1 protein-coding gene is annotated in these 383 nt (G+C 52.2%); it reads left to right on the top strand.

The genetic code is table 11. The features are described 5' to 3' along the window. Positions 1-383 (top strand): S1 RNA-binding domain-containing protein (locus AC1DJR_RS33890; protein WP_477004662.1); only part of this gene is annotated, 383 nt, incomplete at both ends.

Here is a 383-nt window from a genome sequence, read left to right as displayed (position 1 = left end):
GCACATCACTGACATGGCATGGAAACGCGTTAAGCATCCAAGCGAAATCGTCAACGTGGGCGACGAAATCACTGTTAAGGTGCTGAAGTTCGACCGCGAGCGTACCCGTGTTTCTCTGGGTCTGAAGCAGCTGGGCGAAGATCCATGGGTTGCTATCGCTAAACGCTATCCGGAAGGCACCCGCCTGACCGGTCGTGTTACCAACCTGACTGATTACGGCTGCTTCGTGGAAATCGAAGAAGGCGTTGAAGGTCTGGTACACGTGTCTGAAATGGACTGGACCAACAAAAACATCCATCCGTCTAAAGTTGTTAACGTAGGCGACGTGGTTGAAGTTATGGTTCTGGACATTGACGAAGAGCGTCGTCGTATCTCCCTGGGTC

The organism is Bacillus sp. 05T31, from assembly GCF_056396725.1.
This window is presented reverse-complemented; position numbering and strand designations above follow the sequence as displayed.